This window comes from Prevotella sp. TF12-30 (genome assembly GCF_003436715.1).
GTDB classification, from domain to species: domain Bacteria; phylum Bacteroidota; class Bacteroidia; order Bacteroidales; family Bacteroidaceae; genus Prevotella; species Prevotella copri_A.
On the sequence record NZ_QSQJ01000120.1, the window covers coordinates 1 to 877 of the forward strand.

General features: G+C 33.5%; 1 protein-coding gene. It reads right to left on the reverse strand.

The features are described 5' to 3' along the window. Nucleotides 1-121: 121 nt before the first annotated feature. Nucleotides 122-643, reverse strand: a complete 522-nt coding sequence (locus tag DXD25_RS17375) for a hypothetical protein (RefSeq protein ID WP_233522374.1) — start codon at nt 641-643, stop codon at nt 122-124. Nucleotides 644-877: the final 234 nt, after the last annotated feature.

The window sequence follows — 877 nt, forward strand, 5'->3', positions numbered from 1 at the left end:
AGAAAGTATTAATATCGCGCAAAATCTCATTACTAATTTTTATTTAGTTCCTTACTTTAGGATTTCTGTTCCAAGTTCAATACTTAACATTATGCAATCTTTTGCATAATCATATTATTTTTCACTTACGACGAAGCTTTATATACAAGCCCAAAATTATTATCGTATTTATGGCAAACCAAATAAAATTTATAGTAACACCAGTATCGAATATCTGGTAAACCATATTTATGATAGCATCATTATCTATAGTTTCTACCTCGTATTTTATACTAACATATGCATTTACCACAAAGATAGCATAAACAAAAACCATTAGAAATGATATAATCAAGTAAATTATTAACAGTTTCTTCATAAACAATCGTCTATTAAAATCCTGACTACTACTATTACTTCCACTTCCAAAAGAACCAAAACCATTCCCACTTGAAGAAGAACGTGTACTAGAATTGTCACCCATTACATCCTTGACATTGGCAAGCTGGAATTTTTCACCAGTGTCTGTGCCGTATGTATTGGTATGCGCCATCTGTCCGCCAGCCTTGCCACGCTGAGGCACTGACGCACCGTTTACTACGCTGAGCACATTGCTCACCGCATCGTAAGTTAGGCATTGTCCTTGTCTTGATGATACATACATATGTTCTTATTTTGGGGTTATAATAAAAGAACGATGATTGATAAAGTTTATTGCTTAGGATTACATCATTTTTATATAAAAACACTATATGTTTGTATCGGAAAAGTATATATGCGCTGATGGTAGAGTCGTCATCAATAACAATGCCCCCTGATGTGATAAACTCAGCAGGAACACTTGCTATTCATTTTATGATGGGGTTATGTTCACAAGTTTGAGATTTCATGTAAAAAA